The sequence below is a fragment of the Sphingobium sp. Cam5-1 genome (assembly GCF_015693305.1).
In the GTDB taxonomy this organism is placed as follows: domain Bacteria; phylum Pseudomonadota; class Alphaproteobacteria; order Sphingomonadales; family Sphingomonadaceae; genus Sphingobium.
The window spans coordinates 539721-566097 of sequence record NZ_CP065139.1; the positions used below are offsets into that span (position 1 = coordinate 539721).

The following is a 26377-nucleotide window of genomic DNA, read 5'->3' on the forward strand; positions in this document are numbered from 1 at the left end:
CCGCTATTCGTTGCTCTTCTTGGTCGCCATCACTCGCGGATCGAAATGGTTCGCCGCCATCCACCCGCCATCCACGAACAGGCTGTGGCCCGTCACATATTCCGATAGTCCCGACGCCAGAAACAGCACAGCCCCAGCCACGTCCCGCGTCGTCCCCGGCCGCCCGATCGGCAACACGCTCGCCTCCATAAGCGCCCGCGATTCCGCCGTTTCGGGCAATCGTGGCGTGGTGATGCTGCCGGGAGCCACGGCGTTGGCGCGAATGCCATGCCGCCCCCATTCGGTCGCCATGGACTTCACCAGATGCATCAGCCCCGCCTTGGCTGCACCATAAGGAGCATGCATCGGCGACCCAACCGCTCCATCGACCGACCCGATGCAGATCAGCGATCCCGGCACCCCGCGCGCAATCATCGACTGGGCAACGGCGCGCGCCGTCACAAAGAAATAGCGCAGGTTGCGGGACTGGTCATAGTCCCATTCCTCCAGCGTCACGTCGAGCAGCGGCTTGAACAGCGCCTGCCCCACGATTGTCACCAATATATCCAGCCCGCCCAGCGCCCCTTCCGCATCCGCCACAGCTTTCTTGACCGATGCCTCATCCAAAATATCGGCCTCGATCGGAACACCCGCGCGCCCGATCGCCCGTACTTCGCTCGCGACCTGCTCGGCCCGCTCCATGACGCTGTCCAGCACCGCGACATCGCACCCCGCCTCGGCCAGCAGCAACGCGCTCGCCTCGCCCATGCCACGGCCGCCACCGACGATCAGCGCCTTCTTTCCTTCCAGCCCCAACAGTGACACGCTCATCCTCTCCATCCTCTTCGTTGCGCGCGCCCGCTCATGCGGCGTCGGCCAGGAACATCTTCTTGATTTCGGTCAGGCTGACCTTCAGCGAAGGCGTGCGCGGCAGCGCATCGACGATCCGGATTTCCACCGGCACATGCGTCGGCGGCAGTTCGGCCCGCACATGCGCCAGCAGCGCCTGCTCGTCCACCGCCCCTGCGCTCCGGCTCAATTCGACCGCAGCCACCGGCACCGCCCCCAACCGCGGGTCGGGGATACCCACCACGGAGGCATCGACAACGGCAGGATGCTGGCGCAGCACATCAACCACCCGCTCAGGCAATATCTTGAAGCCCCCGCGCACGATCGCGCCGTCATGCCGTCCCCGATGAAAGACATATCCGTCCTCATCGATCATCACCAGATCGGTGGTCCGCACCCAATCAGGCCGCACGGACGGGCAATGCACTTCCAGCAATCCTTCCGCCCCGCGCGGCACTTTCGCGCCGCTTTCCGGATCAACAGCGCGTATCTCAACACCCGGCATCGGCAGCCCCGTGCTGCCCCGCTTGCTGTCCCCGCGCTCCGCCCGCATCTGCGGCGTCCAGCGGACGATCGTGCCGCAAAATTCCGTCGCGCCCATACCCCACAGGATCGGTAGCTTATAGCGCTGCTCGAACCGCTCCTGAAGATCGGGGTCGAGATAGGCCGATCCCCCCGAAACGCTCTTCACGCTCGCCATGTCCTCTGGCGACACATTGGCGTCCATGATCATCGCGATCGCGGTGGGATTAAGGCCCAGCGTATCGGGCCTGTGCCGTCGCAGAGCATCCACCAGCCCTTCGACCGTGAAGCGCTCCATCAGCACCAACGGCGTATTATTGACCGCAGCGCCCGTCAGCAGGCACACGCCCCCCACCCCGCCCAGCGGCCAGATGTTGATCTGCACCGGCGGCGCGCTGCCGGACTCCGCACCGGGCGCGCTCATCACGGCCCGCTCCAGCAGCTTCAGCGGCATAGGAATGCGCTTGGGCGTCCCCGTCGTCCCGCTCGACAGCACTTCGATCCCCCCATCGGGCAAGGCATCGTCGAACGAGGATCGCCTGCACTTCTTCAGCCCATCGACCAGCATGGGCGCGTCATCGATCCCGCCAAAAGCGATCCCCGCGCAACCAGCCTGTCCCGCAGCCTCCCAAAAGTTCGGCCAGTCCTGCTCATCCGCCAATATCGCCGCGGCTCCCAAATTCTCGACATTGTCCGCAATCGCCGTCGCAGGAAGGAACGGATAGATGAAACTCACCGACCGCCTGTGCGCCAGCAGCCCCACCACCGCCGCCGCATGGGCCAGCCGGTTGCGGATGATGATGCCGACCTTCGCCGATGGCGGGCACCCGGCAGCGTCGAGCAGCGCAACGACGGCATCGCCATAGCGCGCCACCTCGCCCCAACTCACCCACCGGCCCTCAAACTCGATGCCGCGATCATCTTGATGGTCGCGCAAATTGGCGCGAAGCTGCTCGATAACGTCCTGGCTCACTTGGCGTCGTCCTTAATTGCGCACGCCTTCCAACAGGCCCTTGAGGTTCGACGACATCACCATTTCCTTCTCCGCCATCGAATAGCTCGTCAACTCATGAAGGAAATCGAGGGGGTGTTCAGTCCCTTCCGGATGCGGATAGTCGCTCCCGAACAAGACGCGATTGACTTGCATATGTTCTCGCAGTTGCCCGAAATCATCCTCGACAAAGGGCGTCACGAAAATGTTCCGATGAAATTGGTCAACGGGATCATTCATGAATTTCTGCGGCATCTGCCCATAAACATGCTTCAACTGTTCGATCAGCGGGATGACCCATTTCGCGCCATTCTCGACACTCACCACCCGAACACCGGGGAAGCGGTCAAAAACGCCACCACAAATGATCGCCGCGATCGTGTCGGAAATCGCCCGTTCGATGATCCGCAGGCAATTGACGAACGGATCGGATTCGAACGGCAACCACTCGGCCCCGCCCGTCCACATCTCGATCAGATAATCATAGTCTGAATTGGAAGCATGGATCGACACGAAGATTTTCGCCTCCTCAATCCGCGCCCAGAATGGATCGAAATCCTTCAGCCCCATCGACCGCCCGCCGCGATAGCCCGGCACTGGTGAAGGCCGGATGCAGATCGTCCGCGCGCCCTGCTTGATCAGCCAGTCGGTCTCGGCCAGCGCGCGGTCCATGTCGGCCAGCGACACCACCGGAACCCCGAACAGCCGGTTCTCCCGCGCAAAACCCCACTCCTCGCTCGTCCATTGGTTCAACGCATGCAAAGCATCATGCAAAAACTCATGATCATAGCTCATCCACTTTTCGATCACCGAAAAGAGCGTCGGAAACATGAGCGCCGCATGCACATTATGGCCGTCCAGCACCGCCAGCCGTTCCTTGCCCGTCCGCCAGGATTCGGGCGGCGCGATCGGCTTCCCCGTCATCTCCCGCATTGTCAGCCCTTCCGGGTTCTCGGCCTTATAATATTTGACATGCGTCCCCGGCGCAGCCACCCGCTCAAAGGTGGGATTGGGAATATAGTCCGAAATCTGCCCCTTGATCGCCAACCGCTTGCGGCCATCCACTTCTACGAAGCGGAAATCCTTGTGCCACTTCTTGGGCAAATGCCGGAACAGCGCATCCTCTGGCTCATAGAAATGATTGTCCGCATCATAGACGGGAAACGGAAGGCTGGGCGTCGTCATCGCAATGTCTTTCGGTCAGCTATGATAAGTTGCTACTTGTTGTCCTGCACCCGCCCGCGTCTGGCAATTAAGCGGGACGGCTTTCCGGCTACACGGAATCCTCGGAGCCAGTAGATTTCAGCGCCTTCACAAAGCCCGCAATCGCCGCGATTGCATCCTGCGCTTCGCCAGTTTCAGGCGCCAGCAAAGGCCAGACATGCCCCATGCCCGGCGCGACATGCAGCGTGACCCGCCGATCCCCAAGCGCCAGCCGCGTGGCAAAGGCAACCGCCTCATCCAGCAACACCTCCGCACCGCCCGTCAGCACCAATGTCGGCGGAAAGTTCGCCGGGTCAGCCTCCAGCGCCGAAACCAGCGGATCGCGCGGATCATGCCCCTGCAAATATAGCTGCGCGCTATCCAGCACGGCGGACTTCGAAAACATCGGATCACGCTCTGCATTACGATCAAGGCTCTCGCCCCGCGCCGTCAAATCCAGCATCGGCGACACCAGAACAGCACCCGCAGGCCGCTCACCAGCCCGCGCCGCCAATATGCACAGCGCCGCCGCCAGCCCGCCCCCGGCGGAGTCTCCCGCGACCACCACCGAACGCCTATTCTCCAACCCGCGATAAACTGCCACAACAGCATGCAAAGCCGCCGGAAAGGGATGCTCCGGCGCGAGCGGATAAAAGGGCAGGGTGACCCGCCGCCCCGCCGCATCAGCGATCCTCTGGGCATAGTCGATATAGGCAAGCGGCGACCCCAGCCGATACCCCCCGCCATGCAGGTAGATCATCTCTCCCCGCGCATCACGCCCGCGCGGCTCAATGACCAAACAACGCACGCCGCCAATAAGCGTCTCGCCCGCCCGCTCCGCAGCATCGGCAGAACCAGCCGCCCGCGCCCGCCGCTCGACCAGCGCCTCATCGGCGGCATAGCCTTCTCGCAACGGCGGCAATTCCCAGGCGCCGGCCCCAGTCACAGCACAAACACCCCGCGCGCCAGCTTGCCTTCCTCCAAATCGTGGAAGGCCCGTTCGAAGTCTGAAAGATCGTAACGCTGCGTCACCAGCTCATCCAGCAGCAGCTTACCCTGCCGATATTGCGCGATATAGGACGGGATATCCTGATGCGGCCGCGACGCTCCATAGCGCGCACCCATCACCCCGCGATCGACAAAGGAGAGCGGCGTCAGCGATACCTCTGCCATCGTCCCCGCCGCTGTCGTCCCGACGATCACGCAATTGCCGCCCCAGCCAAGACTCGCCATCGCATCGTTCAGCACCCGCGTACTACCGACACACTCGAAAGCCCAATCGACGCCGCTGCCATGATCGGGATTGCCGCCCGACACGATGTCCTTGATCCGCTGCGGCACATCGCCTTGCGACGCATCGATAAAATCCGTCGCCCCGAACTCCCGCGCCTTCTCCTCGCGCGTCGGCAGCAAGTCGATCGCGATGATCCGGCTCGCCCCGGAAAGCCGCAAGCCCTGCAACACGTTAAGCCCGATGCCGCCAATGCCGAACACCGCCGCCGTCTCACCCGGCTTCACGCGCGCCCGGTTGACGACCGATCCCACCCCCGTCAGCACGCCGCAACCCACGACGCAGGCAATGTCGAGCGGCACCGTCGGATCAATCCTGACCGCCTGATTGGCCTTCACCACCGTCTTCTCGACAAAGGTCGACGTCGCCGCAAAGCTCGACACCGGCTCGCCATTGCGACTGAAGGGCTGTGCCCGATTGCCATAGGACTGACGGCAGTGGGTCGGCCTGCCGCTCTCGCACGGGCCGCAACGTCCGCAATTGGCGAGCGTATGCAGCGCCACATGATCGCCCACCGCCAGCTCGGTGACGCCCGGCCCCAGCTTCTCGACGATGCCCGCCCCTTCATGGCCCAGTACCGCAGGCGCAGGCCAATCGATCGTGCCGTTGATGACGGAAATGTCGGAATGGCAAATGCCACTCGCCACGATGCGCACCAGCACCTCGCCCGCGCCCGGCTCGCGCACTTCGACATCCTCGACAAAACGAACCTTGCCCGGCCCTTCATAGATCAGCGCCCGCATGTTCAGCCTCTCCCAACTTCATTTATCTGCTTGTCCGGTTCGCCGGGGATCGCGCTCGCCGCCCGGCAATGCCGCGCAATGGCTTCGCCCAGAGCAGCGATACGGGAGAGCGGCAGCGGTCGGTCAAAGCCGTATAACGACAAAGTACATAGCACTGCTCCATCGTCGCCAAATACCGGCGCCGAAATCATCATCACCGGATGCAGCCGATCAGGCTGCGCCTCGATCATCAGATAATCCTCCCCCATCTGGCCGATCCGCTCGGCCACCCGCTTCTGCCACTCTCCGGCCAACGGCTCCTCCGCCATACCAAGCACGGCAAGCCCGGTCGCCGCCTGCTCGGGGCTGCGTTGCGTCACGGCATAGCCCCTCTGCCGCACCATCGCGAGCGACTGGCGCAACCGGTCCGCATCGATCGCCCCCGCCGCCTTGGCGAGCCAGCTATCCACCTCCCGGTCGTTCGCCCAGGCAAGAAAGGGCGTACCAAGCGGCGGAATAAGCGGAACCCGCTGACCCACCGCCAGCCCCGGCAGCCGCCCCGGCCCCTCCGACGCCAGCGCGATCAGCCGGTCATCCAGCCGCGCGGTAAGCAGGCTGTCCATGTCCAGTTCCGCGGATAAAAGCGCGATCTGGTTGCGCGCAGCCGCGACCACCGGATGGCATTGCAGCGCGGCATGACCAATCGCGATCAACGCCGGGCCAAGCCGATAAACCCGCCCCCGCTGCGCCCGGACCAGATAGCCGTCCCGCGTCATCGCGCCCAGCAGCGCGTGGCAGGACGCCGGATTAAGGTCCAGCTGCCGCACCAACTCTGTCAGCGAATAGCCGCGCAGTGGCGCAGCCGCCATGAAGTTCAAAATATCGATGGCGCGTGACGCGGCCAGGGCCGGGCGGGGCATCGCTATTCAGCTCAGTTCCAGATCGTCCCAATTCACCACCGTGCACATGCGGTGATAATCGGGGCTGAGCCAAGGCGCGTTGACCTGAAGCCTGCGATGCTCGCGGTTCACATAGTAATTCTTCTCGATACCGCCCTCGGGCGTCATCTGAAGCCAGTTCTGCGCCTCGGCATCCAGTTCACGATTATAGCGCTCAAAAGCCTCCGGCCTTACATCGACGCGGCCCTTCTGCTCCTTCAACATGCGCATGACGCACTGCGCGGCATAGCTCGCCCAGATCAGCCACCATTGGGGCAGGCCCGTGCCGCCGGTCAGCGGCTGCGAATTGGGGCCATACAGCATGAACAGGTTCGGGAACTGCGGCACCATCATCGACAGATAGGCGCGCGGCCCGTCGCCCGCGTCCCATGTGTCGTGCAGGTCCTGGCCCTCCAGCCCCTTGTAGCGGGTGGGCCACAGATATTTCAGCACATCGAACCCAGTCGCGGCGATGACCACGTCAAAGTCCCGCTCCGTCCCATCCGCCATCACAAAGCCCGACTTTGTGAAACGCCCGACAGAGCCGCTCAGCAACTCCACATTGTCGCGGGTCAGCGCGCGATACCATCCATTGTCGACCACCGGACGGCGCGACATGGGCGCGTAGTCAGGGACCAGCTTTTCGATCAGATCCTCGCGCCCGCCAGTCTCCTGCCGGATATAGCTAGTCAGGAAGGCGCGCAGATCATCATTGGCCTTGCTGACCTTGCCCCCCTGCGCCTGCCATTCGCGATCGACGCGCTGCAACCGGTCGATGTCGAACAACGGCATCGTCGCGGTATAGCGCGACCAGTTCCAGTATCCGGGCATATTCTCATTGAGCCACGCCAGTTCCGGCTCGATCGGCGCGCCATATTTCTCGCGCGGGCTGATCCATTGCGGGGTCCGCTGCACGACGCTGACATGCCCCGCCCTTTCAGCGACAGCGCTCAGCAATTGCACGCCCGTCGATCCATTGCCGATGATGGCGACCCGCCTGCCCGTCAGGTCCAACCCTTCGGGCCAAGCCGACGGATGGATGATCTGCCCGCCGAACTCCTGCACGCCGTCAATGTCCGGCAGCTGCGCATTGGCAAAGGTGCCGCAAGCGGTGATCACCACATTAGCAACGATTTCCTCACGCCCGCCCGGCGTTTCCACGTCCAGCCGCCAGACGTTGCGACGTTCATCAAACACCGCGCCCGTCACATCATGGCTAAAGCGGCTGTTCGCCATAACCCCATATTTGCGCGAGACATGTTGCAGATATTCGCGAACATCCTCACCCCGGTTGAAATGCTCGCCCCACGGGTAGAGCTTCTCGAAACTATATTCATAGGTGATGGACGGCGTATCGACCCGCACGTCGGGATAGCGGTTGATCGTCCATGTACCCCCCGCCTCAGGCTGACGATCCAGCAGCAGATAGGGCAGCCCAAGCAACTCACACTGCACCCCCGCCGCGATCCCCGCCGGGCCGCTGCCGATGATGACGATGCGGAAACCCTCCGGAATCTCCGGCTTCTCACCCTCCCATTCGACGGCGCAAGGAACGGCACGGAAGGCCGGAAGGTCACGCCGCGCCTCGAACTCGACATCGGTCATCTCGCCCGACAGCATCGTCATCAGGCGGCGCAGTTCCTCTTCGGGCGGCTCCGGCAAATCCACCGCACCGGCATTATCCGCCAGCCACTCGACCGCGCGCTCCTTCAGCAGCGATTTCTGCCCCTCGCTCATCTGCGCGGCGGCGGGCAAGGCGGCAATCTCCTCATCCCCGCTATTCTGATACAGCGCGGTCCGCAGCGCATTCAGGTCCGCCAGTTCAACCGCCCGCCGGATGCTGTCAGTGTCGATCGCCTTTGCCGCCGTGGCCATTCATCCCATCCCATCTGATGTCGAGCGCATGCGAGCGCGCCACTCTCACTTTTTGCAATATCGAATCTTTGGCACGAGGTAAGTCGAACCCGTCCCAATTCCGCCATGCCGGAACAGGTGCCAATTGCGGCTCGTCAGTAACCGAGAAAATTGGGCTCGCGCCGCTCCATGAATGCCCGCGCCGCTTCACTCGCATCATGCGAAAACAAGCTGATCTGCGCGTTCGCAGCCGCCTCCTGCGCCATGCTTTCCTCCAGCGCGATGGCGCCCGCCGCATTGAGGTTCCGCTTCATCGCCGCAAAGGCCGCCGTCGGCCCGCCCGCCAGCTTCGCCGCCAAAGCCGCGCACTCGGTCTCAAGTACCTCATCCTCAACCAGCCGATTGACCAACCTGCTCGCCAGCGCTTCATCCCCCAGCATCGGTTCATCCAGCAGGAACATCTCCCGCGCCCGCGCCGCGCCCAGCAGCCGGGTAAGCAGATAGCTGCCCCCAGGATCACCGCACCGCCCGGCGCTGGCGAAAGCGAGCTTGAACTTCACCGTCCGCGAAGCGATCCGCAGGTCACACGCCGCCGCCATGACCAAGCCGCTCCCAGCCACCGGCCCACGCAAACAAGCAATCGTAGGCTTGGGCATACGATGAAGCAGCAGCGGAATTTCGCCATGAACGCTCATCCGCGCGGCGGCCTCATCGGCACGCATCGGTTCGGCCCGCGCCGCCTCCCCCTCACCCGACAGATCATAGCCCGCACAAAAGCCACGCCCAGCACCGGCCAGCACGACACAGCGCACAGCCGGATCAACGGACCAGCCACGCAACGTCAGCGCAATCTCATCCAGCATCGCCTCCGTCACGGCGTTCAGCCGATCCGGCCGGTTCAGCGTAAGCGTGGCGACACCCCCCTCAACCTGCGTCAAGATGCTCATGAGTGCGACTTCACCTTGTCCATCCCCGCCACGATGAACTCGCCGGTCTGGCCATAGGCCGACGCATGGCCCAGCTGGTGGATATCGAAACAGCTTTGCAGCGCCGTGCTCTGCCCCATGATGTCCAGCGTCTGGTTCACCGCCCGCTTCGCCATCGCCAGCGCATGCGGGTGCATCTGTGCAATCTCACGGGCCAGCGCCAGCGCGTGCGCATCCAGCTCCGCACGCGGCACGACGCGGTTCACCATGCCCCGCCGTTCCGCCTCATGCGCGTCGATCGGCTTGGCGGTGAACAGCATCTCCTTCGCCTTGCGCGGCCCCAATTCCCATGTGTGGCCATGATATTCGACCCCGCCAATGCCCATCAGCACCACCGGATCGGAAAAGCGCGCATCGTCCGCAGCGATGATCAGGTCGCACGGCCAGGCGAGCAGCAGCCCGCCCGCGATGCACGCCCCCTGAACCGCTGCGATCGAAGGCTTGGGAATATCGCGCCAACGCTTGGAATAGCCGAGATAATGCTTCGCCTCCCATTCATGGATGCCCAGCAGTCCGCGCTCCGGGATCGTCTCGCGAATGCGGTTGAACGACCCGTCGCGAATGGCCTCCTCGCTCACATCATGCCCGGCGGAAAAATGCTTGCCCTCCGCGCGCAGAAGGATGACGCGCACGGACTCATCCGCCGCAGCCTTTTCCCACGCCTCGTTCAACTGCTGCAAAAAAGGTTCATTCTGCGCGTTCGCCCGGTCGGCGCGATCCAGCGTGATCGTCGCGACCCGTTCCTCGACCGCGTAACGGATATATTCTACCATCTGCCTTACTCCTGGACCGCTGGTTGCGCGCGATCGGCGCTGCGAGCATCCGCTACCAGCGCCCTTCCGCACTACCGGAAGCGCGCTGCCGCCAAATTGACATCCTACGCTTCAGGATGGCCAAGCAGGAAGGCGCGAACAAGATGGAATTGGCATGAACCTCGAACTCAGCGAACAGCAGGCCATGATGCATGAAGCGGCCCTGCGCTTCTTCGATCGCGAAGAGGTGGTTCAGGCCGCGCGCGCGTCGAAGGGCACCATCGACGCCAGCCTCTGGAGCGAGGCTGCCGATATGGGCTTCATCACCATGCGCGCGCCAGAAGATCGCGGCGGCCTAAACATGGGCCTCATGGAAGCCGCGCTGATCTGCGAGGCGGCAGGACGAGGCGCGGCCCCTATCCCGATCGCGGACGGCATCGCCGCCTGCGCGCTGCTGGGCAGCCTTGAAGGCGAAGCCGCCGCCGCGCTGCTCGAACAGGCGACGTCCACCCCCATCAACCTCGAAGCGCAGCAAGGCTGCATCCAGCTAAGCTGGCAATCCGACGCCATCCAAGCCACCATGCCCACCGGCGAAAGGCACCCCATCGCCAGCGGCGACGCAGCGCGTCAACTTTTCGAAGCCGCCCTCACCGAACGAACCCTGCTCCGCTCCGCATGGCTCGTCGGCGCAGGCACCCGCGCCATCGAAATGGCCGCCACCTACGCCACCGACCGCAAGCAGTTTGACCAGCCGATCGGCGCATTTCAGGGCGTGGCCTTCCCCCTCGCCGACTCCATCACCGACATGGAGGGTGGCCGTCTGCTGCTTTGGCGCACCATCTGGGGCGTGGCGCAGCAACAGCCCGAAGCAGGCGCTCTCGCCGCCTTGACCAGCTGGTGGACCGCCACCACCGCCCGAACCGCCGTGCGCCGGGCGCTACGCACCTTCGGCGGCTATGGCCTGTCCGACGAATATGACATCCATCTCTATTTCCTCGCGATCGATCGCATAGCCTTGGCGGAAGGCGACCCCGAAGATCGGCTGATCAAAGCAGGCGACCGGCTCTGGGCCGGCGCAACAACCGCCCTAGCAGACGCAGGCGATCCCGGCATCGAAATGGGCTTCACCCCGGCCGAAGAAGCCTTCGCAGCGCAAGTGCGCGCTTTCCTTGAAACCGCAGTCACCCCCGAACTGCGCGCAGCCGCCGCCACATCCACCGACGGCCACCTCCCCGACCTCCATCGCCAGCTTGCCGCCGCTGGCCTCGCTTATCCCGACTGGCCGCGCGAATGGGGCGGACAAGACCGCAGCCCCATGGAAGTCACCGCGCTCGGCCGCGTGTTCGAGGAATTCGGCCTCTCCCGCATTCCCATCGGCTGCACCAACATGGGCGCGCGCATGACGATGCAATTCGGCTCGCCCGAACTAAAGGCCGAAGTCCTCCCCCGTCTCGCCAATGGTTCCGCCCTCGCCTGTCTCGGCTTTACCGAGCCAGCATCAGGATCGGACATGTACGCCGCCCGCACCCGCGCCGTGCGCGATGGCGATGACTGGATCATCACCGGCCAGAAGATGTTCACGACCGGCGCGCATATCTCCGACTATATATTGATGCTCGCCCGCACCGATCCGGACGCGCCCAAGCATAAGGGCATCACTCTCTTCTTCTTCCCGATGAACCTGCCGGGCGTCACGATCCAGCCGGTCGACACGCTCCCGGACGAACGCACCAACATCACCTTCTACGACGAAGTCCACGTGCCCGACCGCTACCGCTTGGGCGACGTCAATGGCGGGCTCAAGGTGATGGCCGCCGCCATGGAAATCGAACATGGCGGCGAAGGCTATCATATCTATCATCACAGCCTGATGCGCGCCGCGCTCGACTGGGCCAGCAGCAGCGACGCGTCCGGCAAGCGCCCGATCGACAAGCCAGCCGTCCGCGCCCGCCTTGCCCGCGTGCGTACACATCTGGAAATCGCCGACCTACTCTGCCGCCGCGTCACCTGGGCGATCGAGGCCAAGCGGATGACCCGCGCGATCGGCCCGATGGCCAAGATGTTCACCACCGAAATCTACATGGCAGATGCCGCCGATCTCGCCGCCCTCGCCGCACCCGGCACGCTCAACCACCAAACGCCAGCCTTGGCGAAGATCGAGGAATCCTACCGCCAGTCGATCGGCCAGACCATCTATGGCGGCACCAGCGAAGTGCATCGCACCATCATCGCCCAGCATCATCTCGGCCTGCCCCGGTCCTGATACCCTGGGCCTGACCTGCGGGCTTCCATATGCGCGGAAAGTTGCGCGCCCGCGTTGATCCTGACCGCGATCCGATGATCTTGGCCCTCATGACCTAAGCCGTTGCGCAAGACGGCGGCTTCTTGGGAGAAAAGCTGATGACGAACCCGGCACCGCTGACCATGTCGGACGCCCTCCCAGCGGTTGGCCCCGATGCCGCCGTCGCATCAGCGCCGATCAAAGCGCAACGCCGCACGGTGATGCTGCTGATGCTCGCCTTCATCTACAGCCTCAACTATCTCGACCGCCAGATCGTGGTCATCTTGCAGGAACCGATCAAGGCCGACTTCCAGCTCGCCGACTGGGAACTTGGCCTGCTGACCGGCGGCGCCTTCGGCATCTTCTACACCTTGATGGGCATCCCCATTGCCCAGCTGATCGACCGGGGCGTCAATCGCGTACGGCTGATCGCGCTTTTCACCGCCAGCTGGAGCATCATGACGGCGGTGTGCGGCCTCACCCGCAGCTTCGGCGCCTTCTTCACTGCACGCATGGGCGTCGGACTTGCCGAAGCAGGCTTCGCCCCCGCCGCCCACTCCCTCATATCCGACCTCTACCCGCCGCGCGAGCGACCCGCTGCGGCAGGCATCTTCGCCATCGGCGTGCCCATCGGCATCATGGCGGGCCTTTCCATAGGCGGCATCGTCGCGCAGGCGACCGACTGGCGCACGGCCCTTCTGCTGGCGGGCGCCCCCGGCATCCTGATCGCGATCCTCTTCCCCCTCATCGCCCGCGAGCCGATCCGTGGGGGTACGGAAGACCCCTCCGATCAATCGGCTGAAAAGCAGAAGCCGCTCAGCTTCCTTCAAAGCCTGCGTGTCCTTTCACAACGGCGCGCCTTCCTGCACATCGTCGCCGGGACCGCGATCATGGCCTTCGCCCAAACCGGCATCTCGACATGGCTGCCCTCCTTCCTCATCCGCAACCATGGCATGAGCCTTTCGCATGTCGGCGTCGGCCTTGGCCTGTTGACCGGCATATGTGGAGCGATCGGCACCTGGACAGGTGGCTGGCAAGGAACGCGGCTTGCCAAGTCGGGCCTCCACATGGCGCTCTGGCTGCCGATCGCGGGCATGCTCCTCTGCATCCCGCTGGACATCATCGCGCTCAGCATGGCGGATGGGCAGGCCGTTCTCCTCGTCCTCATCCCCAGCTACATCGTCGGCTCCTTCTGGACCGCGCCCTCGATCGCCCTCACCCAAAGCCTCGCGCCCGTATCGATGCGCGCGCGGGCAAGCGCCATGAACATCGTGGCGGCGAACCTGATCGGCGTATCGATGGGGCCTCTTGTGGCAGGCGTGCTGAGCGACGCCTTCGCCTATCTGCGCGGCGGCGACGCGGCGCTCGGCCTGCGGGACGCGATGATCTGCCTCACCGCCTTCTTCCTGTGGGCCGCCTGGCACTGGACCATGGCGATGCGCGCGCTCAAGCAGGAAAGTACAACGACTGTACGAATTGATTGCGCAACGCAGCGGTTATAAAATACAGGTGGACCGAACACCGGACGAATATCGGAGAGAGGATCAGTCATGGCCACCGGAAACGCGAAGAGGCAAGTCACGCATAATATGGGTGCGATGGACACGCGCCCTGTAAAACCGCTCGAATTCGACGGGCCCTTGCCACAGCCGACCAGGGATATGGACCAGATCCGTGCCGATCTCGACCGCGCGGGCTACGCCATCGCGGCCGAGGTCGTGACCAAGGACAAGGCGCGCGAAATGCGCGACTTCCTCGCCGCCGAAATCGCCCGAGAAGAAGCCATCGATGAAGAGCGCGTCCGCCGCTTCTACACCGATAATGACGATCTTAATCGCCGCATGTCGGGTTGCCATCTGATGAACCGGGAACGCTTCTTCCGCGACATCTTGGAGCATGAACTGCCGCTTCAGATCACCCGCGAACTGCTGGGGCCACAGACGCTGGACGAATCCTATCTGGTGCACAGCTATGGCGCCAACGTCACGCGCCCCGGCAGCGCGCAACAGGGCATCCACCGCGACCGCAGCGGCGCTGTCCCGCTGTCGGCGGGCGCCGCGCAGACTCGCTTCATCTGGTGCCTGGATGATTTTGTCGAAGCCAATGGCGCCACCCGCATGGTCCCCGGCAGCCACCGCGACACCGAACCGCAATCCTGGGCTGTCCAATATGAATCCGTTCCCGCCGAAGCGCCCGCCGGATCGGTCCTCATCTATACCGACCTGCTGCTGCACGGCACGGGCGCGAACAGGTCAACCGACCTTGAACGCGCTGGCGTGATCATCGGCTATTGCCCGCCCTGGTGGAAGCCCATGATCAACTTCCCGATGACGATCGATCCCGAAGTGATGAAGGAATCGTCCAAAATCCTGCGCCAGATCCTTGGCTACAGCTCGGTCTCCGTCGGCTTCGACGAACCCTGGACCTATGCTCCCGACGCGGTGAAGGACCTGATCGTCACGCCCGAGATGGAATGGTGAGGTAAGAATGCGGGCCTGCCGCGACCGATCCGGCCAGGCCCGCTTCTCCGCTTTCAGCCCCTCTGCGCATCGACGGCTTTACCTTCGGCAGATGAGCTGCCGCACGCCTTTTCCGGATAGGCGGCAAAGCTGCGCCTGTTGGTGAACCCTATTCCATATTGGGAATAAATCTTCGCCGTACAGCAGAACCAATAAGAGCGACCCGGCGCATGACATCGCAGACATTCGATTTGATCATTCGCGGCGGCTTTGTGATCGACGGCACCGGCTTGCCCCGCCGCCGTATCGATGTCGGCGTAAAGGACGGCCATATCACCGCCCTGGGCCTCCTCGCCGAAGCAACGGCGGAGCAAGAGATCGACGCCAGCGGCATGATCGTCGCACCGGGCATAGTGGACCCGCACACCCATTATGATCCGCAGATCACCTTCGATCCCTATGCCACCATGTCCTGCTTCCATGGCGTCACCACCGTACTGGCGGGCAATTGCGGCTTCTCGGCGGCGCCCGTGCGCAAGGATGACCGGGAATTCCTGACCGACATCTTCGCCAGCGTGGAGGATATGAATCCCATCGCCCTGTCCGGCGTACCGTGGGACAATTTCGAAACCTTCCCGGAGTATCTGGCATCCTTGAAAGGCAGGCTAGGCGTCAATTTCGCCTGCTATGTCGGCCATTCAAACATCCGCCGCTGGGTCATGGGCGAAGGCGCCTACGACCGCGACGCAACAGCCGAAGAGATCGCCGCGATGCAGGCGATGGTGGATGAAGCGGTCAAAGCAGGCGCCGCTGGCCTCTCCTCCTCCGCAGCGCCCACGCATCTCGATATCAAGGGCCGACCTGTCCCTTCCCGCCGCGCCGGCCGGGATGAGCTTTTGGCGCTCAGCGCTGCCGCCGGACGGACGCGCCGGGGCACCATTTGCTACCTGCCCGCCAGCGCCATAGGCGGCATGACGCAGGAGGATTATGACCTTCTGCTCCAGATCGGCGAGGCATCGGGCCTCCCCGTGATCATTCAGGGCATTGGCGGGGCGAGCAAGGTCGATGTGCCGACCGCCAGCTGGGACACCGCGTCCCGCTTCCTCGACGATGCAACCGCGCGCGGCACGCCAGTCTATTCGCTGCTGATGAGCCGCCCGTTCGACCGCACCGTCGAAATCGGCCCCAACAATGTCCATTACAAGGCGTGCTTCGCCTTCAACGACCTGTTGAACCTGCCCGATGCAGAGCGGCGCGCCGCCCTTAGCGACACGATATGGCGCGACCGGGTCCGCCACTCCGTCGAAGACTGCAACCGCGACCCGTCAAAGGGCACAACACTTCCCCCGCCCCAATGGCCCGACGTCTATGTAGTACAAGTCGCCGAGGAGAGGAACCGCCCCCTCGAAGGCAAGTCGATCGCCGCGCTGGCGCAGGATTGGGGCGTGGCGCCCATGGACGCCATGCTCGACCTCGCGCTGGACGAGGATCTGCGCACCACCTTCCGCTGGCGCACCGAAAGCCCCGAATGGGCTGCGGCGGTCGATGTGGCACAGGGTCACCCCAACATGATCGTCGGCGTGTCGGACGGCGGCGCGCATCTGCACAAGGATGATGGCGCGGACTGGAGCTCCTATTTCCTGCGTTCCTGGGTGCTCAACCGGAAACGCTGGACGCTGGAGGAAGGCATCCGCCAGATAACGCAAGTCCCCGCCGCGATGCTCGGTTTCGCCGATCGCGGCACGCTCCGCGTCGGCGGTTGGGCCGACATCATGATCTTCGATCCCGAAACCATCGGCCCGTGGCGCAAGGAATTCGTGCACGACCTGCCCGGCGGCATCGGCCGTTGGAAGGCGCTGGGCACCGGGGTGAGGGCGACCATCGTCAATGGCCAGCCGATCGTCATCAATGGACAGCTGACCGGCGCCCTGCCGGGCCATGTCGTGGCGCCGGGCGCCCCGCTGGCGGCCGCCTGAATCATCGGAAGGAAATCGTCATGATCGAAGTCATCAAGCTGACCGGCACGATCGGCGCGGAAATAAGGGGCGTGGACCTTTCCACTGATCTGTCGCCCGAAACCGTCGCCGCCATCAACGACGCGCTCTACGACAATTATGTCGTCTTCTTCCGCAATCAAAAGCCCTTGTCGGAGGAAGAGCATATGCGCGCCGGGCGTCATTTCGGCACGCTCGACCTCTCGGAAATCCAGCCCGATCCCGCCGCCCGGCGCGAAGTGCTGTGGATGGAAAGTAATTCAGCAAAAGGCGCAGGCGCTGAATATCTCCACCGCGACCGCACCTATCTCGAAGCGCCGCCCATGGGATCGCTGCTCCAATGCATGGTGAAGCCCGACGTCGGCGGCGACACCTGCTGGATCAGTTCGGTCGCCGCCTATGAAGCGCTGTCGCAGCCGATCAGGAACCTGATCGACGGCCTCAGCGCCCTTCATTCCATCCAGCCGCTGGCCACCCGCAGCCAATCCATGCGCGACATGCTGGGGGACAAGGTGCACAGCTTTTCCACCGCCATCCACCCGCTGGTGGAGGTGCATCCGGTCAGCGGACGCAAGGCGCTCAACATCAACGCCAATTGGACGACGCAGATCATGGGCGTGTCGCAGGAGGAAAGCCGCATGCTGCTCGATTTCCTGCTCAATCATGTGAAGCGGCCGGAATTTCAGGTCCGCTTTTCCTGGAATGTGGGCGACATCGCCTTTTGGGACAATCGCACGACCCAGCATTGCGCGATCGCGGATTACAACACGCGCCGCGTCATGAAGCGCGTCGCGCTCGTAGGCCATCCGCCCAAAGGTCCGCATGATCCCGTAACTGCCCCAGCGCATTGACGACCGTCGCGCATTCACGGGCAGTCGTTCCATATTTGCGGATTGGATGACCTCCGCGCTTGCGAATCCGATGCATCTGCGCCATCCCTCCTTGAATAATTGCATCCGGCCATGAAGTTTTTTCGACGCGAACCGGTTGCCTGCCAATGTGAGGAGAGAATGATGGCGCCGACGGAGGAACGCCCGGCCCGCGCGGCTTATGCGCTCTATATCTTGCTGCTGCTGCTCGCGATCAATTCATTGAGCTACGCGGATCGCCACGTCTTCTCCGTCCTTATTCCCGCCATCAAATCGGAATTCGGCGCGTCCGATTCGCTCCTCGGCCTGGTCGGCGGACCCGGCTTCATCGCCAGTTACGTGTTGTTCAGCATGCCGCTCGCACGCTTCGCAGACCGTTGGTCGCGACGCGGAGTCCTCACCCTGTCCGCAACCTTGTGGAGCGCAGCAACGGCAGCATGTGGCGCGGCTGGCAACATGCTGCACATGAGCATCGCCCGCCTGATGGTCGGCATCGGTGAAGCGGGCGGCCTGCCGCCTGCGCAATCCCTCCTCGCCAGCCTCTATGACGAACGCCGCCGGTCTAGCGCCATGGGCGTCCTTTCCGCCTCCACCTATATCGGCGTTGTCCTCGGCCTGACCGGCGGCGCAGCCGTGGCCGCCATGGGGGGCTGGCGCTGGGCCTTTTTCGCGCTCGCCATTCCCGGCTTCCCCCTGGCGCTGCTGCTCTGGCTCACCGGCCCCCGCCGCAGCAAGGCGGCGCAAGTGCCCAGCGACGAGCCATCCGAAAGCCTGTGGCGCGCCATCCGCCGCTGCTGGGGGATACCCTCGCTGCGTCTGTTGGGGCTCGGCGTCGGAACGTTCAATATATTCGGCTATGCCGCCGCCATCTGGACGCCCGCCTTCTTCATGCGCTCCCACGGCATGACCCTTGTCGAGGCAGGCACTTGGCTCGGCATCGGCGCGGCGACCGGCGGCATCACGGGCAGCCTGCTGAGCGGCGTCATCGTGGACCGCCTGCGCGTCCGTGGCGAAGCCTGGCAACTGCGCGTGCCCGCCATCGCATTCCTCCTCGCCTTCCCGATCTTCATTGTCATGTTCACCCTGCCGGGTGGCGCAGCCGTGCAGATCGGCCGCCTGCGCGTCCCTGGCGTCGCGTTGCTTTCCATCCTCACCGGCATGATGGCAGCGATGTGGGCAGGCCCCTCCTTCGGCGCCGCCGCCCGCCTCGTCCTGCCGCATCAACGGGCGCAGGCAACGGCGATGCTCGTCGTCATCATCAACGTGATCGGCAGCGCATTTGGCCCGGTGATAGGCGGGGTCGTCAGCGACTTGCTGGCCGATCGGTTCGGCGCCGAATCCCTCCGCGTCAGCCTCTTCTCGCTTTCGGTGCTGACAATTTTCGGCGGCCTGCTTTTCGGGCGGGCATCGGTCCACTATCCCCACGACCTGACCCGCGTCGGCCGCATGGACGAGGGGGCATCACCGCTCGGCCAAGGGAAGCTGAAAGAATCGACGCTCTGATCGCAGGGACAGGAGAAGACATCATGAAAACGCACGCGATCGTAACCGGCGCTGCTGGCATATTGGGCCAGGCCGTAACCCAAGCGCTGACACAGGCAGGCTATAAGGTAACGGGCATCGACCGCGCCGATAGCGCAGGCGCCGCGACGCAGGGCACCTATCTGGGCGGTATCGACCTGACCGACGCTGAAGCAACGGCGGCGGCCGTTAACAAGGCGATCGACGCCAACGGCCCTGTCGCAGCCCTCGTCAATGTCGCAGGCACCTTCCGCTGGGAAACCGTCGCGGATGGTGATGTCGCGACCTGGGCGAGCCTGTTCGACATCAACCTGCGCACCGCCGTCAACACCGTCCGCGCTGCCCTCCCCTCACTGCGCGACGGCGGCGGCGCCATCGTCAGCATCGGCGCGGCCTCCGCGATCAAGGCAGGGGCAGGCATGGGCGCCTATGCCGCCAGCAAGGCGGGCATCGCCAAGCTCACCGAAGCACTGGCCGAGGAAGAAAAGGACAATGGCATTCGCGTCAACGCGGTCCAGCCTTCCATCATCGACACGCCAGCCAACCGCGCCGACATGAGCGACGCGGACTTCAGCCGCTGGGTGTCCCCCGCGCAGGTCGCCAGCGTCATCGCCTTCCTCCTGTCGGACGGGGCGGCCGCGGTCACCGGCGCCTGCATCCCCGTGACGGGGCGCTGCTGATGCGCGCCGCCGTCTTTCGCGGAGCCGGTCAGCCGCTCGCCATCGAAACCGTCGCCGATCCAGTGCCTGCTGCTGATCAGGTCATCCTTGAAGTCGCCAATGCCGGGATTTGCGGGTCAGACCTGCACATGGCGGAAAGCGCCCATACGCCCTCGGGCCTCATATTGGGGCATGAGTTCGCCGGCACCATCGCCGCGCTCGGCCGCGACGTCAAAGGCCCATGGAAAGTCGGCGACCGCGTCACCGCCCTTCCGCTGAACGCCTGCCATCACTGCCCAGCCTGCGATGCGGATTTACCCGCGCTCTGCTCGACCAACCTGTTCACCGGCACCAACCTCCTCGCGCAGGGTGCCTATGCCCAGCTTGTGACAGCCCGCGCCGACATGGTCCAGCGCCTGCCCGAAGGCGTCACCCTGGAGGAAGGCGCGCTGGTCGAGCCGCTCGCCGTCGGCCACCATATCGTGTCCCTGGCCCACATGCCGAAGGATGCAGCCGTTCTAGTGCTCGGCGCTGGCCCCATCGGCATTGCGGTCGCCCTGTTCGCCCGCCACGCCGGTGCCCGCCATGTGGTGGTGAGCGAGCGCTCTCCCGAACGCCGCGCGCTGGCGCAGCAGGTCGGCGCCACCGCCGTCATCGATCCGCAGGCGCAGGACGTCGCCGCCGCCTTCGCCCAGGCAACCGGCGAAAATGCGCCCCGGATCATCTTCGAATGCATCGGCGTTCCCGGCATCTTCAACCAGGCGATGCAGCTCGCCGCCGTCCGCGCGCAGATCATCGTCGCGGGCGTCGTGATGCATGACGAAACGATCACCCCCGTCATCGCGCTCGGCAAGGAACTGACCATCCGCTACAGCCAGGCCTACAACGAACGGGATTTCGAAGCGGTGATCCACGCCATCGCGACCGGCGCGATCAAGCCAAAGCCCATCCACACCTCCACCGTCAGTCTGGATGAACTGCCCGCCGCCTTTGAGGCGCTGCGCAGCCAGCCGCGCGAATGCAAGGTGCTGATCCGCCCCTGAACCGTCATCCTTGCACGCTAAAATCGCCCGCCAGCTACGCAAGAAGTTGACATTATGGCCGGGAAGGGCACAGTTCGCGTGAATATTGCGGGAGGGGATTGGCGCAGCGGCCTGATGGCGGCAGCGCTCCCCGTCCGCTTTGGAACCCGGATCGGAATGGGGCTATAATGAGCAATTGGGACAAGGAAGTCGACATTCTGGTGGTGGGGTCGGGCGCGGGCGGCCTGCTCGCGGGCCTCGTCGGCGCACACAACCGCGCCGAAGTGCTGATCGTTGAAAAGGCTGACCTTTGGGGCGGCACGTCGGCCACATCGGGCGGCGGCATCTGGATCCCGGGCAGCGACGTCGCGAAAGCGGCAGGCTTTGAAGATGATCTCGACAACGCCTTCACCTATCTGCGCGGCCTTTCGGCGGACAATGTTCCGGACGAAAATATCCGTGCCTATGTCGATAATGCAGCGCCCATGCTGCGCTGGGTCATGGCGAACACGCCGGTCCAGTACATGGCCTTCCCCTATCCCGATTATCATGCGGAAAATCCCGGCGGGTCGGCGCAGGGCTATCGCACCCATCTGCCCATGCCCCTCGATGGCAAGCCGCTCGGCAAGGAAATCCGCACCCTGCGCTTCGCCTCGCCTGCGGCCAGCCTGTTCGGCTATCTCAACTGGCACTTCAGCGAAACGAGCGAACTGCTCTACCGCACAAAGGGCTGGATGAAGAACCTCGTCGTCAACATGTCGCGCTACTGGCTCGACCTCCCCTTCCGCCTGACTTCGCGCAAGGATCGCCGCCTGACGCTCGGCAATGCGCTGACCGGCGGCCTGCGCATGGCTCTCGACAAGGCGGGCGTGCCCGTCTGGCTCAACACCCCGCTCAGCGAACTGATCCGCGAAGATGGCCGCGTCACCGGTGCCGTGGTCGAAAAGGATGGCAAGCCCTACCGCATCGGCGTGCGCAAGGGCGTCGTCCTCGCCGCTGGCGGCTTCGACAAGAACCAGACGATGCGCGACGCCAACTCGCCCCTCTATCCGACCTCGCGCTATTCGGGCGGCGTGACCAGCAATACCGGCGACGCCATCCGCGCGGGCGAAGCGGTCGGCGCGACCATGCTGAACCTGCAATCGGCCTGGGCCGCGCCGGTCTTCTATGTCCCCGGCGAGGATCGCGGGCGCCTATGCACCGTCGAGCGCGCGCTCCCCGGCTGCCTCATGGTCAACCAAAGCGGCAAGCGCTACCTCAACGAAGCCGCCTCCTACCATATCGTCGGCCAGCAAATGGCCCGGCGGGAAGCGGAACATAATGACGCCAGCCCCAGCTGGATGATCTTCGACCACACATATCGCCATAAATTCCCGATGGGTCCGCTCTACCCGCTCATGCCGACGTTCATCCATAACAAGGGCGTGCGCAGCATCCTGAAACAGGGCCGCTCGATCGAGGAACTGGCTGGCAAGATCGGCATCGATCCTGCGGCCCTATCGGCCACCATCGCCCAGTTCAACACCCATGCGGCCAAGGGCGAAGACCCCGAATTCCACCGCGGCGAAGCGGCCTATGACAAAATGTATGGCGACTTCCGCCACGGCCCCAATCCCTGCCTGCGCCCACTCGACAAGGGTCCCTTCTACGCCATGCCCATCTATCCCGGCGACATCGGCACCAATGGCGGCCTGCTCACTAATGCAAAGGCGCAGGTTCTGGACGACGCAGGCGCGCCGATCACCGGCCTGTACGCAGTCGGCAACAACGCCGCATCAGCCATGGGCGAAAGCTATCCCGGCGCAGGCGTCACCATCGGCCCCGCAATGACCTTCGCCTATGTCGCTGCTCGCGACATGACGGGCGGGAACGCCTGATCCTGACAAGCTGGAGAAATAGCGCGCACGGCTGACCGGAAACGGCAGCTTGTGCGCCATTTTCTCATCCATTTACCCAACATCCGTTCGGGCTGAGCCTGTCGAAGCCCTTTCCTTCCCTTTAAAGCCACCATTGAGGCACTATCAGCGCCCCTGATCTCACCCGCCACCCATCGCCCGCGCCTCATTTGTAACCACCCGCCGCCATTCAATCCGCACCAGATCATCGCCCATCGCCGCCTCCAGGAACAACCGGTCGCCCTCAAACGCATAATGGCGCGGCTGTTCTGATCCGATCCAGTCCGGATACCATGCGCCATCGACATGGTGCGTGATGATCCCCGCTTCCGCATCGATCGAAAAGCGCCCGAAATAGCCGCTATAGCCGCGCATCGACGCCCCAAGCGCCGCGTCGCTCACCTGATAGACGCTGGGCTCGCCGAACTTCGGCCGGTTCGCCTGCATCAGGTGACAGCTCATATGCCCGTCGGCGCTGTACATGATCTGACCGACCGCATCCGTGCCGAAGGGATGATCCTGCGTGCCATCGGCATGAAAGGTCGTCCACAGCACCAGCTGCCACCCGCCAACAAAGGCGGCAAAGGCCTCTTGCGTACTCATGTCGTTACGCCTCAGCCGCTCGGGCAACCCATTCACAGCCATTTCTCGCCCTCTCCCCGGTTCGTCCTGTCGATACCGATGATGGCCCAGACGCCCCCCATGTCCACAAAGAAAAAGGGCCGGGTTTCCCCGGCCCTCCCTAATCATTCTCCGCCGAAGCGATATTTCAGGCGCAGCCCGTACATGCGGGGTTCGCCATACAGGCTCGTTTGATACAACAACCCACCCTGCTGATACACATTGCTGTTGCTGATCCGGTAGAGCTTGTTGGTCGCATTGGTGACGAACAGCCCCACATCGAACCCGCTGCCCGCAACGCCGTTCCAGTCGAGCGACATGTTGAGCAGGCCAAAGGCTTCCAGATAGGCGCCCGGCTGTTGCGCGGGCACATTGCCTGGATCAGTGTATTGACGCGAGCTGTGCGAATAGTTCGCGAAGAAGTTCAGCTCACCCATGTCGTCGCCCATCGGCACCGTAGCATTGGCATGAATGCTCCAGATATAGGGCGACACATATTGGAACGGCAAACAGCTCAGGTCCACCGTACCACCAGGCGCCACGCCGCCGTTGCAGCCAAAGCCACCCGTCGACGTGGTGAACTCATATTTCTTATACTTCGCATCGGTGTGGCTGAAGTTGCCGCCGATCTCCAGGCCCTTGAACGGCTGCATCGACGCTTCGACCTCGACACCCTTGATCCGCGCATCGGCGTTCCGGATGACCGCGCCGCCAGCAGCCGACACCGGATTAAAGTCCGCGCCCGCCCGCTGGATGTCCTTGTAATCCAGCAGGTAAGCGCTGGTGTTCAGGCGGAACGGCACATCGGCAATCCGGAAGTCGGCTTTAAAGCCAGCTTCGTAGGATGTGACTGTTTCCGGCTGGAAAGTGCGGGTATTGGTGAACACGGCCTGCTGGTTGAAGCCGCCTGCCTTGTACCCACGGCTCACCTTGCCGAACAACAGCACGTCGCGCATCACCTTGTAATCGAGACCGATCAGCCAAGTCGAAGCCTTGCTGTTCAGTTCCGCGGTATAGGTGCAATCCGCAAGGGCAGTCCCGATCGGTACGACCGCGCCGGTCGAACCGCACTTTGCGGTCGCGCCCCCAATCTGCGGCAGGAAAGCGGTCGCGAAACCGCGGATCTTGTCCCAGGTGTGGCGATAGCCGCCGGTCAGGCGCAGGCTCTCCAGAGCAGGCGAGACCGCTCCAAAGTCGAACGTCGCCTGCGCATAGAGCGCCTTGGACGTCTGCGTCGTGCCATAGGTGCTGTAGTTCGCCGGGCACACGGCGATGCCTGGCGTATCGACGTTTGTCCCCGTGAACGCCGCCGGGCAATAGACGATCGCGGCGCCAACCTGCTTACCGCTCGGCCGCTGGTCATAATAGAAGCCGCCGACCGTGTAGGTCAGGTGCCTGTCCAGCGTGGTGCCCTGCAACTGCAATTCTTCCGTGAACTGCTTCAGGTCGTCGCGGGGGAAGCCCGGATCGGACGCGTTGAAATAGGTGAGAGGTGTATTGTCGCCGGGCAGAACCACCTGGCCCGGAGCGGGGAGGCGGTTGGGATCGACGTCATGCTGCTGCAGGATCGTGCCGTCGCTGTCATAGGCATAGTCCAGCTTCAGCTTCTGGAAGCTGACGATGTTACGCAGCGTCAATTCGTCGCTCAACTCGATATCGGTCGTGTTCGAAACGCCCCAGGTCTTGGTGCGCGAGAAAATATCGATGCCCAGCGCGGTCTGGCGCGGACCCAGCGCGTCCGCCTGTGCTGTCGCCGCGCGGTAGACATCGCACGATGCGATAGCGCCAGGAATGGTCGCGCCTTCATAGCAAAGGTTAAGCGCAGACAGACCGGCGATGTTGAAGCCCTTGTGAACGAAACCCGCGCCATTATTTTTGGAGTTCGCGCCATAGATCATCGTGTAGTTTTCGATGGTCTCGGTCGGCTTGAAGGTGATGCCGATGCGACCCGAATACCAATGTTCGTTGTCGCGATCCTTGTTCCACACGACATCGCGCGTAAAGCCGTCGCGATCATGGAACGCGCCCACGACGCGGACCAGCAGCTTGTCCTCGATCAGCGGAACATTGACCGCGCCTTCGACATAACGGCGGTCATAATTGCCGATCTCACCCTTGATCCAGCCGCCAAAATTGTTGGTCGGCTTCTTGGGCACCAGCAGCACCGCGCCGCCGGTCGTGTTGCGACCGAACAGCGTGCCCTGCGGGCCGGAAAGAACCTGCAAATTCTCCAGATCGACGAAGTTGCCGGGTCCGCCCTGCTGGCTGAGCGTGATGCCAGCGGGCAGCGGCACTTCGTTCATATACACGACGACGCCCGGCGAGGCCTGGAAAGTCGCGCCTTGGCCGCGAATGGTGAAGGATTGCGAATCACGCGAACCATTGCCGTTGGGACCGACGACCAGCGACGGCACGCTCGCCTGAAGATCCTGTTCCTTGGCGATACCCTGCTGTTCCAGCCGGTCGGGCGAGAAAGCAGTGATGGCGATCGGAACGTCCTGGTTGCGTTCCTGACGACGGTTGGCCGTGACGATGATGTCGGCAATGCCACCATCCTGCTCGGCCGCCTGCGGCTGTGCTTCGGTCTGGGCCAGGGCCGCCGGAGCAAACATTGTAACGGCAACACCAGCCATCATGCTGGTGGCAAGCAGCGGCAACCGCCGCCGCGCGCGGATAACAGACGACATTCACACTCTCCTATGCATATGGTGCAGGGCTGGCGGCGTTCTCACCGCAACCCCGATCCTCTCCACTGTGTTTTTTGGTTAAGCTGATCGGCGCCACAGGGCCGAAACAGCCCCGCCTCCGCCGACATGGCGATGGTTCAGGCGGCTGCGTCGATGTTCGAAATGGATGGTGCCGCGGCTTCTTCGTCACCGTTCATCTTACGATGTCATGCAGGCCGCACTCTAACTCCCCCTTTTTTAAGGTCCGTGCCCCACCCCGTTCCCCGGTGTGTTGTGTAAGCA

The 26377-nt window shown here is 63.7% G+C and carries 20 protein-coding genes; 9 read left to right on the forward strand and 11 right to left on the reverse strand.

What is annotated here, in order from left to right:
• Positions 1-3: 3 nt before the first annotated feature.
• The 9 genes from IZV00_RS16470 to IZV00_RS16510 form a co-directional block, all read right to left on the reverse strand.
• Positions 4-810, reverse strand: a complete 807-nt coding sequence (locus IZV00_RS16470; RefSeq protein WP_196226714.1) for an SDR family NAD(P)-dependent oxidoreductase — start codon at positions 808-810, stop codon at positions 4-6.
• Positions 811-841: 31 nt separating this feature from the next.
• The gene (locus tag IZV00_RS16475) at positions 842-2323 is read right to left on the reverse strand and encodes a class I adenylate-forming enzyme family protein (protein ID WP_196226715.1); all 1482 of its coding nucleotides are present in this window, start codon (positions 2321-2323) and stop codon (positions 842-844) included.
• A gap of 12 nt (positions 2324-2335) precedes the next feature.
• Positions 2336-3526 carry an amidohydrolase family protein gene (locus IZV00_RS16480; protein ID WP_196226716.1) on the reverse strand — a complete coding sequence of 397 codons (1191 nt, stop codon included), beginning with the start codon at positions 3524-3526 and terminating at the stop codon, positions 2336-2338.
• An 88-nt stretch (positions 3527-3614) separates the two neighbouring features.
• Positions 3615-4490 carry an alpha/beta hydrolase gene (locus tag IZV00_RS16485; protein ID WP_196226717.1) on the reverse strand — a complete coding sequence of 292 codons (876 nt, stop codon included), beginning with the start codon at positions 4488-4490 and terminating at the stop codon, positions 3615-3617.
• Positions 4487-5578, reverse strand: a complete 1092-nt coding sequence (locus IZV00_RS16490) for a Zn-dependent alcohol dehydrogenase (RefSeq protein WP_196226718.1) — start codon at positions 5576-5578, stop codon at positions 4487-4489. The genes IZV00_RS16485 and IZV00_RS16490 overlap by 4 nt, the downstream gene beginning before the upstream one ends.
• 2 nt (positions 5579-5580) lie before the next feature.
• The gene (locus IZV00_RS16495; RefSeq protein ID WP_196226719.1) at positions 5581-6477 is read right to left on the reverse strand and encodes an IclR family transcriptional regulator; all 897 of its coding nucleotides are present in this window, start codon (positions 6475-6477) and stop codon (positions 5581-5583) included.
• A 6-nt stretch (positions 6478-6483) separates the two neighbouring features.
• Entirely contained in the window at positions 6484-8370 is a 1887-nt protein-coding gene (locus IZV00_RS16500) for a flavin-containing monooxygenase (protein ID WP_196226720.1), read from the reverse strand.
• Positions 8371-8504: 134 nt separating this feature from the next.
• Entirely contained in the window at positions 8505-9296 is a 792-nt protein-coding gene (locus IZV00_RS16505; protein ID WP_196226721.1) for an enoyl-CoA hydratase-related protein, read from the reverse strand.
• Positions 9293-10108 carry an enoyl-CoA hydratase gene (locus IZV00_RS16510; RefSeq protein WP_196226722.1) on the reverse strand — a complete coding sequence of 272 codons (816 nt, stop codon included), beginning with the start codon at positions 10106-10108 and terminating at the stop codon, positions 9293-9295. Before IZV00_RS16510 ends, IZV00_RS16505 begins: the two co-directional genes overlap by 4 nt.
• 154 nt (positions 10109-10262) lie before the next feature.
• Here IZV00_RS16510 and IZV00_RS16515 point away from each other — a divergent pair, with 154 nt between their 5' ends.
• The 9 genes from IZV00_RS16515 to IZV00_RS16555 all read left to right on the forward strand — a co-directional run bounded on the left by IZV00_RS16515 (position 10263) and on the right by IZV00_RS16555 (position 22769).
• Positions 10263-12350, forward strand: coding sequence for an acyl-CoA dehydrogenase (locus IZV00_RS16515; RefSeq protein WP_196226723.1), 2088 nt, complete (start codon positions 10263-10265; stop codon positions 12348-12350).
• 137 nt (positions 12351-12487) lie between these two features.
• The gene (locus IZV00_RS16520) at positions 12488-13870 is read left to right on the forward strand and encodes a spinster family MFS transporter (protein ID WP_196226724.1); all 1383 of its coding nucleotides are present in this window, start codon (positions 12488-12490) and stop codon (positions 13868-13870) included.
• 48 nt (positions 13871-13918) lie between these two features.
• On the forward strand, positions 13919-14848 hold the full coding sequence (locus IZV00_RS16525) for a phytanoyl-CoA dioxygenase family protein (RefSeq protein WP_196226725.1): 930 nt from the start codon (positions 13919-13921) through the stop codon (positions 14846-14848).
• A 209-nt stretch (positions 14849-15057) separates the two neighbouring features.
• Positions 15058-16803: an N-acyl-D-amino-acid deacylase family protein gene (locus IZV00_RS16530; protein ID WP_196226726.1), complete on the forward strand. Its 1746-nt coding sequence runs from the start codon at positions 15058-15060 to the stop codon at positions 16801-16803.
• A gap of 20 nt (positions 16804-16823) precedes the next feature.
• On the forward strand, positions 16824-17672 hold the full coding sequence (locus IZV00_RS16535; protein WP_196226727.1) for a TauD/TfdA dioxygenase family protein: 849 nt from the start codon (positions 16824-16826) through the stop codon (positions 17670-17672).
• 159 nt (positions 17673-17831) lie between these two features.
• On the forward strand, positions 17832-19193 hold the full coding sequence (locus IZV00_RS16540) for a spinster family MFS transporter (RefSeq protein ID WP_196226728.1): 1362 nt from the start codon (positions 17832-17834) through the stop codon (positions 19191-19193).
• 23 nt (positions 19194-19216) lie between these two features.
• Complete coding sequence (locus IZV00_RS16545) at positions 19217-19891, forward strand: SDR family NAD(P)-dependent oxidoreductase (RefSeq protein WP_196226729.1); 675 nt, start codon at positions 19217-19219, stop codon at positions 19889-19891.
• Positions 19891-20913, forward strand: a complete 1023-nt coding sequence (locus tag IZV00_RS16550) for a zinc-binding dehydrogenase (RefSeq protein ID WP_196226730.1) — start codon at positions 19891-19893, stop codon at positions 20911-20913. The genes IZV00_RS16545 and IZV00_RS16550 overlap by 1 nt, the downstream gene beginning before the upstream one ends.
• Before the next feature lie 167 nt (positions 20914-21080).
• A complete protein-coding gene (locus IZV00_RS16555) occupies positions 21081-22769 on the forward strand; it encodes an FAD-binding protein (RefSeq protein ID WP_196226731.1) in 1689 nt (562 codons plus the stop codon).
• Positions 22770-22928: 159 nt separating this feature from the next.
• Here the strand turns inward: IZV00_RS16555 and IZV00_RS16560 are convergent, their stop codons facing one another.
• On the reverse strand, positions 22929-23390 hold the full coding sequence (locus IZV00_RS16560; protein ID WP_196226732.1) for a lipocalin-like domain-containing protein: 462 nt from the start codon (positions 23388-23390) through the stop codon (positions 22929-22931).
• Between the two features lie 143 nt (positions 23391-23533).
• On the reverse strand, positions 23534-26095 hold the full coding sequence (locus IZV00_RS16565; RefSeq protein WP_196226733.1) for a TonB-dependent receptor: 2562 nt from the start codon (positions 26093-26095) through the stop codon (positions 23534-23536).
• Between the last annotated feature and the right edge of the window lie 282 nt (positions 26096-26377).

What these genes read in the sequence shown, in the direction of transcription:
- IZV00_RS16470 (WP_196226714.1), bottom strand. Translation starts at nt 810, where the DNA reads ATGAGCGTGTCACTGTTGGGGCTGGAAGGAAAGAAGGCGCTGATCGTC.
- IZV00_RS16480 (WP_196226716.1), bottom strand. Translation starts at nt 3,526, where the DNA reads ATGACGACGCCCAGCCTTCCGTTTCCCGTCTATGATGCGGACAATCAT.
- IZV00_RS16490 (WP_196226718.1), bottom strand. Translation starts at nt 5,578, where the DNA reads ATGCGGGCGCTGATCTATGAAGGGCCGGGCAAGGTTCGTTTTGTCGAG.
- IZV00_RS16495 (WP_196226719.1), bottom strand. Translation starts at nt 6,477, where the DNA reads ATGCCCCGCCCGGCCCTGGCCGCGTCACGCGCCATCGATATTTTGAAC.
- IZV00_RS16500 (WP_196226720.1), bottom strand. Translation starts at nt 8,370, where the DNA reads ATGGCCACGGCGGCAAAGGCGATCGACACTGACAGCATCCGGCGGGCG.
- IZV00_RS16505 (WP_196226721.1), bottom strand. Translation starts at nt 9,296, where the DNA reads ATGAGCATCTTGACGCAGGTTGAGGGGGGTGTCGCCACGCTTACGCTG.
- IZV00_RS16510 (WP_196226722.1), bottom strand. Translation starts at nt 10,108, where the DNA reads ATGGTAGAATATATCCGTTACGCGGTCGAGGAACGGGTCGCGACGATC.
- IZV00_RS16515 (WP_196226723.1), top strand. Translation starts at nt 10,263, where the DNA reads ATGAACCTCGAACTCAGCGAACAGCAGGCCATGATGCATGAAGCGGCC.
- IZV00_RS16520 (WP_196226724.1), top strand. Translation starts at nt 12,488, where the DNA reads ATGACGAACCCGGCACCGCTGACCATGTCGGACGCCCTCCCAGCGGTT.
- IZV00_RS16525 (WP_196226725.1), top strand. Translation starts at nt 13,919, where the DNA reads ATGGCCACCGGAAACGCGAAGAGGCAAGTCACGCATAATATGGGTGCG.
- IZV00_RS16530 (WP_196226726.1), top strand. Translation starts at nt 15,058, where the DNA reads ATGACATCGCAGACATTCGATTTGATCATTCGCGGCGGCTTTGTGATC.
- IZV00_RS16535 (WP_196226727.1), top strand. Translation starts at nt 16,824, where the DNA reads ATGATCGAAGTCATCAAGCTGACCGGCACGATCGGCGCGGAAATAAGG.
- IZV00_RS16540 (WP_196226728.1), top strand. Translation starts at nt 17,832, where the DNA reads ATGATGGCGCCGACGGAGGAACGCCCGGCCCGCGCGGCTTATGCGCTC.
- IZV00_RS16545 (WP_196226729.1), top strand. Translation starts at nt 19,217, where the DNA reads ATGAAAACGCACGCGATCGTAACCGGCGCTGCTGGCATATTGGGCCAG.
- IZV00_RS16550 (WP_196226730.1), top strand. Translation starts at nt 19,891, where the DNA reads ATGCGCGCCGCCGTCTTTCGCGGAGCCGGTCAGCCGCTCGCCATCGAA.
- IZV00_RS16555 (WP_196226731.1), top strand. Translation starts at nt 21,081, where the DNA reads ATGAGCAATTGGGACAAGGAAGTCGACATTCTGGTGGTGGGGTCGGGC.
- IZV00_RS16560 (WP_196226732.1), bottom strand. Translation starts at nt 23,390, where the DNA reads ATGAGTACGCAAGAGGCCTTTGCCGCCTTTGTTGGCGGGTGGCAGCTG.
- IZV00_RS16565 (WP_196226733.1), bottom strand. Translation starts at nt 26,095, where the DNA reads ATGTCGTCTGTTATCCGCGCGCGGCGGCGGTTGCCGCTGCTTGCCACC.